Consider the following 5,981-nt stretch of genomic DNA (forward strand, 5'->3'; position numbering starts at 1 on the left):
GGCGGGACTGGGGCGCGGGCGGGAGGTCGCGGTCGTCGTGGAACCGGCGAGGCGGCTCGCCTTCACCCGGATCAGCAAGGCGCAGGTCGCGCACCCTCAGATCCTGTCCGCTTTCGAGGCGGTGGAGGCGTGGATGAAGCGGGAGGGCCTGGAGTACGACGGCCCGTGCCGGGAGATCTACTTCGCCGACTGGGCCGCGGCGGGCCCCGAGGACCCGGTGTGCGACGTGGCGTTCCCGGTGCGGTGAGGCCTTGACCGGTCCCTGAGAAAAAACCGAGCCCTCTCGGCAAGGACGGCGAGCTCGTCGAGAGGGCCCTTCGGTGCTGCGTATGGAGTTGTTCCGCGGTGCGGTGGCGCTGCCTGTGGAGTCTCTACGCCTTGACCGATGCGACGAAGACGTTCCACGCGTCGGCGGGGAAGTCCAGCACGGGCCCGTCCTGGACTTTGGAGTCCCGTACGGCCATGGCCGCGACGATCGGCGACTTGATCTCGACGCACGCGCCGTTGCCGGTCGAGTAGGAGGACTTGGTCCACGCGTCCGTGATGCCCTGACGAATTGCCATTTTTGCTCCGGATTGCCAGATGTGATGAGTTGCTGTCGCCGCGCGGAGGGCCTGACCACGGCCCACAGCACGGTTTCCGCCAACGTTCTTGCTCGATGGCGTGATCGACGCTACTCGCCAACATCGGTGTACGAAGCGACTATTCACTCGACCGGATGGCATATACCAGGCGGGACTTCCATCCCGACCGGGTCAGGGTGTACCGTGCCGCCCTGCCCCGGCCAGACGGTCCAACCGGCGCCCTAGGTGTACTTCTTGGCGATGTCGGCGATGAACTGACGGGACTGGTCCACGTTCAGGGCCTGCGCCCTCAGGTGCTCGTACATCACGCTGTACTTCTGGACGTCGTTCGGCTTCTCCAGGTACAGGTCGCTGGTGACACCCTCGATGTACACCACACTGGAATCGGCCGCGTCGGGGAACTCCAGGATCGCGTACTGGCCGTTGAGGCCGGGGTGCGCGCCCATGTCGAACGGGATCACCTGCACGGTGACGTGCGGCAGCCGCGACTGCTCGACGAGGTGATCCAACTGATCGCGCATCAGGGACTTGTCGCCCACGATCCGGCACAGCGCGGCCTCGTCCATCACCGTCCACAGGCGCAGCGGGTTCTCCGGCGCGCTGATTCGTTCCTGCCGACGCATGCGCACCTGCACACGCTTCTCGATCTCGGTCGGCGCCGTCTCCGGCAGCGCTCCCGAGATCAGCGTCTCCGCGTACTGACGGGTCTGCAACAGGCCGGGCACCACCTGCGGGTCGTACACGCGCAGGCTCGCCGCGTCCGTCTCCAGGCCGATGTACACGCTGTAGGGGACATCGCCGAAGGCATGCCACCAGCCCTGCTGGCGGGAGTCCTTGGCCATCTGCATCAGCGAGTCGACGATCCGCTGGTCCTCCACCTCGTAGACCCCGCACAGATCGCGCACGTCGCGCTGGCTGATGCTGCGTCTGCCGTTCTCGAGGCGGCTGATCTTCGACTGGGACACCAGCAGGCGGTCGGCGACCTGTTCGGCCGTCATGCCCTTGTCCTCGCGGAGCTTGCGTAGCTCCTGGCCCAGCCGGCGTCGTCTGACCGTGGGATTGACATTGGACGTCACGGGACGTGCACCTCCGGCTGCGTGCCTGTAACTGACACTTTGCGTATCTGCTGTTGAGCAGACTGCCACCAAGGTGCTTTCTACCGCTGGAAAACAAGGGATATGCGGGCGGGGCCGGCCGGTTGACGGATTCCGCCGTGCCGCCGCCCCGACCGGGCCGCTCCCGGACATGCGTCCGCGCGGGGTGGCGGGCCGTGCGTCACGGGGACGTACGGCATCACCACCCCGCGCGGGCCGCGGCGGCTCCCGAACGGGTCTGACGGCCTTACGGCCTCATGGCTGCGACGTGTCGGTGGGACTGCGGCTCAGTGCGCCACGACACGTGCCATGGAGCCTCGGTGCGGTTGCGCCGGAACACCACGGGCGGGTTCCGGAGCCGACCTGCCTCCCGGTCCGGCCGGACGGCCGGCCTGGGCCGGGTTACGACGCGGCTGTGCGACCGCGCCGTTCTGGACGTCCATCACGGCGTGCGCCACGAGGCCGCCCATGGGGTCGTGCCTGATCAGGTCCCGCAACCGGGATCGGGACGAGCGTCCCTCGTTCCCCGGGTACAGGTGCTTGCCGAGACCGACCGCGTGCGCCAGCGCGGCGAGCGCCGCCGTCCGCGGGTCCGGCGGAACGCCGGTGCGGATGGCAGTGTCCAGCCGGGCCTTGATCTCCCGGCTGATCGCCGTCTCCGTCGCCTGGTAGCGCGTCGTCGGCAGCACTCCGCACATCTGTCCCGCCACGGCATGCACCATGCCGCACCGCTCCAGATGTGAGAGGTACGTCTGACGGAGCCCCAGTCGGGGTCCGCCTATCCAATGAACCGCCCGTACGGGAGCGCCACGCCTTCGCAGCAACTCCAACGCGCAGTCCAGAGTCGGATCTCCGGTCGGCCGTGGGGACACCACGGCGATACGATCCCCGTCCGGGGCTATCCGTCCGGCCAGCGCCAGCTCCACTAGCTGTGCTCCGGCCAGACCAAGGTCGAGCGACTGCGGCTGTGCAGTAGTACCCGTGGCCGGGTCCAATGCCAGCAGCAAAAGCTCTTCCGGAATGGTTCTGCGGCTCCTGCCCATCCATGCCTCCCCGCGTGGATGAATGACAGGGTGACCCCTCTCACATTCATCTGTCGAGAGTGCGTGACCGGTTCGTAGTGGAACCAGTAGGTATGTCGTTCTCGTCTACCGCAGGAGCCAAGCCCACTACACAGGACACTGGTACACGGTTCGGACACCGCCGCGAGGCGGGTCCCGGTGGGCGGTTCACGGTTTTCGGCAGGCGCGCGGTCGGCGTGCGGCACAGCGAGGAGGCATCGGTGGCGGGCGAGTCCCCCGACAGGTCGAAGCAGCGCGAGTCGTCGGCAGAACCGACGTCGGGGAGCGCGGGAGCGGTTCCCGAGGCACGCGATCCGCGGCTCGCGGTGGCACGGGACGCCGAGAGCGCGTCCCCCGCGTCCTCGGCCGGTTCCCGGGGTGGTGTGGATACGGCGACGCGGGTGCTCTCGGTACGGGAGCTGACGACCGCCGAGGCGGACGACGAGCCGGGCGCTGAGCCGGACGCCGAGCCGGAGGTGGCGACGGACCTCGAAGCGGCCCCCGAAGCGGACGACCGGACGGACGCCGAACCGGACGCCCAGGTGGACGACGAGCCGGGCGAGGACTCCGTCGAGGGTGCCACCGAGGATTCGGCCGACGACTCGGCCGACGGCGCGGGCGAGAACAGGGACGAGAGCCCGGACACGGACTCGGACGAGCCGGAGGGCTCCACGGAGGCCGAGGAGGCCGCCGAGAGCCCGGAGGAAGCCTCTGAAGGGTCACCGGAGGGCTCCGAGGAGCCGTCGGGGGCCGCAGAGGGCCCGGACGGCCCGGAGGACGCCGAGGACGCCGAGACGGCGTCGGAGGACACCGGCGACCGTGACGATCGGCTGCGCTCGGCCGTGGCCCAGTGGGTGACCTCGGCGGACGCGAAGCCGGACGAGGCATCGGACGAGGCGACGCCCGAGCCGGAGCCCGAACTGGAGAAAGGTTCCGGTAAGTCCGGCAAGTCCGGGAGGTCCGAGGAGGACTCGGCCGCGGCCGATGACGCCACCACCCCCGAGGACTCCGCCACCGACCGCCCGTCCAAGCCCGCGCCCAAGTGGGCGACCGGCGAGGACACCGACGCCGCCGAGGTCGACGACGAAGAGGTCGAGGACGCCGAGGACGCCAAGGACGCGGACGCCGAGGACACGGCGTCCGACGAGCCCGGTTCCCCCGTCGACCAGCCCACCGCCGTCTTCTCGACCCTGCGGCCACCTGCCGAGCGTGAGGTCGATCAGCCGACCACCATGCTGAAGCTGGGTGACCTCCCCAAGGCCAAGCCCGCGAAGCCCGCCGAGCCCGCCGCCGCGAAGGTCACGGAGGCCAAGCCCAAGCCCGAGCCCGGCGCCGAGAAGCCCGAGAAGCCCGCGGCGGCGAGCGAGCGGACCAGCAAGTTCGTGCCGCTCAAGCCGCAGGACGATTCCGCCGTCCGGCCGGTGAGGCCCGCCGCCGACTCCACCGCCGTCGTGCCGCAGATCGGCCCCGAGCGGACGACGCAGCAGCCGCTGCCGCCGAAGCCGCCGCTGGACCTGCTGGCCGAGCTGACGAACACCCCGCCGCCTCCGCCGACCCCGCTGCGGACGCTGGGCCGCCGGCTCAAGATCTGGACGCCGCTGGTCCTCCTGCTGGTGATCGCGTTTGCGATCGCGCAGGCCGTCAGGCCACTGCCGGCGACCGCGCTGACGCTCACCGCCCAGGACTCGTACACCTTCGAGGGCAGCAAGCTCGCCCTGCCGTGGTCGTCCGAGGGCCAGGGTTGGATGGACGTCGACGGCGTGGGCACGATGGACAGTTTCGGCGAGCAGAAGCCGATCGCCATCGGCTCGGTGGCCAAGACGATGACCGCGTACGTCGTCCTCCAGAGCCACGCCCTCAAGACGGGTGAGGACGGTCCCGAGATCACGGTCGACGCCATCGCGGAAAAGGAGGGCGGCTACAACCAGAGCGGCGAGTCCACCCTCAACTCCGTGAAGGCCGGCGACAAGCTCACGCTCCAGCAGGCCCTCTCGGCGATCATGATCCCGTCGGCCAACAACGTCGCCCGGCTGCTCGCTCGCTGGGACGCGGGCTCGGAGGCCGCGTTCGTCGAGAAGATGAACGCCGCCGCCAAGGAACTCGGGATGACGAACACGACGTACACCGACCCCTCCGGGCTGAAGGAGACCACCGTCTCCACGGCCGAGGACCAGGTGAAGCTCGGCAGCGCGGTCGTGAAGATCCCGGCTCTCGTGGCGATCACCAGCGCGGCCAGCTGGACGGACCCTTCCGGATACAACTGGTCGAACTACAACGAGCTGCCCTACAAGATGGGCGCGATCGGCATCAAGACCGGTTCCACCAGTGCGGCCGGCGGCAACCTCCTCTTCGCGGCCCGCAAGAAGGTCGGCGGCGAGACGGTCACCATCGTCGGCGCGGTCCTCGGCCAGCACAAGCCGACCATCCTCAAGACGGCCAACGACGTCAGCAGGACGGCCCTGACCGCCGCCCAGGACGCCCTGGCCCCGGCGACGATCCTCAAGAAGGGCGACGTCGTCGGGTATGTGGACGACAAGCTCGGCGGCCACACCCCGGTCGTCGTCACCAAGGACGTCACGGCGGTCGGCTGGGCCGGGCTGACGGTGAAGCTGACGTTCGCCGGCGACGAGGTCCCGCACACGGCGAAGGCCGGCTCCCAGGTGGGCACGCTCACCGTCGGAGACGGCACCAGCAGCGCGGTGAAGGTACCGGTCGCGCTGCAGGGCGACCTCGTCGAACCGGGCTTCTCGGACAAGCTGACGCGCATCGCCTGAGCCGTCCCGCACGGACCCTCGAGGACGCATCCCGCCGGGCAGCCGCTCGGCGGGGTGCGTGCTAGCGTCACGAAACGGGACAGGTCGGCGGTCGCGGCGACGCGGCCGTGAAACGGTCGCGAACGGGACGCGTCCGAGAGTGGAAGACGGGACACGGGGAGTGCCTTCAGGTGGCCACTGCGGAGCCGAAACGCGCCGACGAAACCGGTCCGGACCCGGACGTCGGCCGACGGGCCCGCGTGCCCGCCCCCCAGTCCGGTGAGCACGACCGCGACCGCGGCACGGGCGATCAGGACCGGGCCACGGCCCCGGCGTCCCCACCGCCACCCGAACCCACACCCGCACCCGCACCCGCACCCGCACCCGCACCTGTCATGAGATCGATGCCCGACCGGGTGGGCGGCTGGCTCCGCCGGCATCTCGTGTTCTCGGTGACGGCCCTGTCCGCCGTACTGCACGTCGCGTGGT

At 70.0% G+C, this 5,981-nt stretch carries 5 protein-coding genes; 2 read left to right on the plus strand and 3 right to left on the minus strand.

The features are described 5' to 3' along the window. On the plus strand, positions 1 to 247 hold a 247-nt coding region (locus BZL64_RS20720; RefSeq protein WP_483025101.1), incomplete at its 5' end, for a GyrI-like domain-containing protein. Positions 248 to 371: 124 nt separating this feature from the next. Here BZL64_RS20720 and BZL64_RS20725 read toward each other — a convergent pair. The 3 genes from BZL64_RS20725 to BZL64_RS20735 form a co-directional block, all read right to left on the minus strand. Beyond that, on the minus strand, positions 372 to 563 hold the full coding sequence (locus BZL64_RS20725) for a DUF397 domain-containing protein (protein ID WP_086770700.1): 192 nt from the start codon (positions 561 to 563) through the stop codon (positions 372 to 374). A gap of 242 nt (positions 564 to 805) precedes the next feature. Beyond that, entirely contained in the window at positions 806 to 1,660 is an 855-nt protein-coding gene (locus BZL64_RS20730) for a helix-turn-helix domain-containing protein (RefSeq protein ID WP_086770701.1), read from the minus strand. 305 nt (positions 1,661 to 1,965) lie between these two features. Then, positions 1,966 to 2,721 (minus strand): GOLPH3/VPS74 family protein, encoded by a 756-nt coding sequence (locus BZL64_RS20735; RefSeq protein ID WP_073496618.1) that lies wholly within the window; start codon positions 2,719 to 2,721, stop codon positions 1,966 to 1,968. 239 nt (positions 2,722 to 2,960) lie between these two features. Between BZL64_RS20735 and BZL64_RS20740 the strand changes: the two genes are divergently transcribed. After that, the gene (locus BZL64_RS20740; protein WP_244205423.1) at positions 2,961 to 5,513 is read left to right on the plus strand and encodes a serine hydrolase; all 2,553 of its coding nucleotides are present in this window, start codon (positions 2,961 to 2,963) and stop codon (positions 5,511 to 5,513) included. Positions 5,514 to 5,981 lie beyond the last annotated feature (468 nt).

The organism is Streptomyces bobili (assembly GCF_002154575.1).
Lineage (GTDB): Bacteria > Actinomycetota > Actinomycetes > Streptomycetales > Streptomycetaceae > Streptomyces > Streptomyces bobili.

Coding starts and splice junctions, on each gene's coding strand:
- BZL64_RS20725 (WP_086770700.1), bottom strand. CDS start 563: ATGGCAATTCGTCAGGGCATCACGGACGCGTGGACCAAGTCCTCCTAC.
- BZL64_RS20735 (WP_073496618.1), bottom strand. CDS start 2,721: ATGGGCAGGAGCCGCAGAACCATTCCGGAAGAGCTTTTGCTGCTGGCA.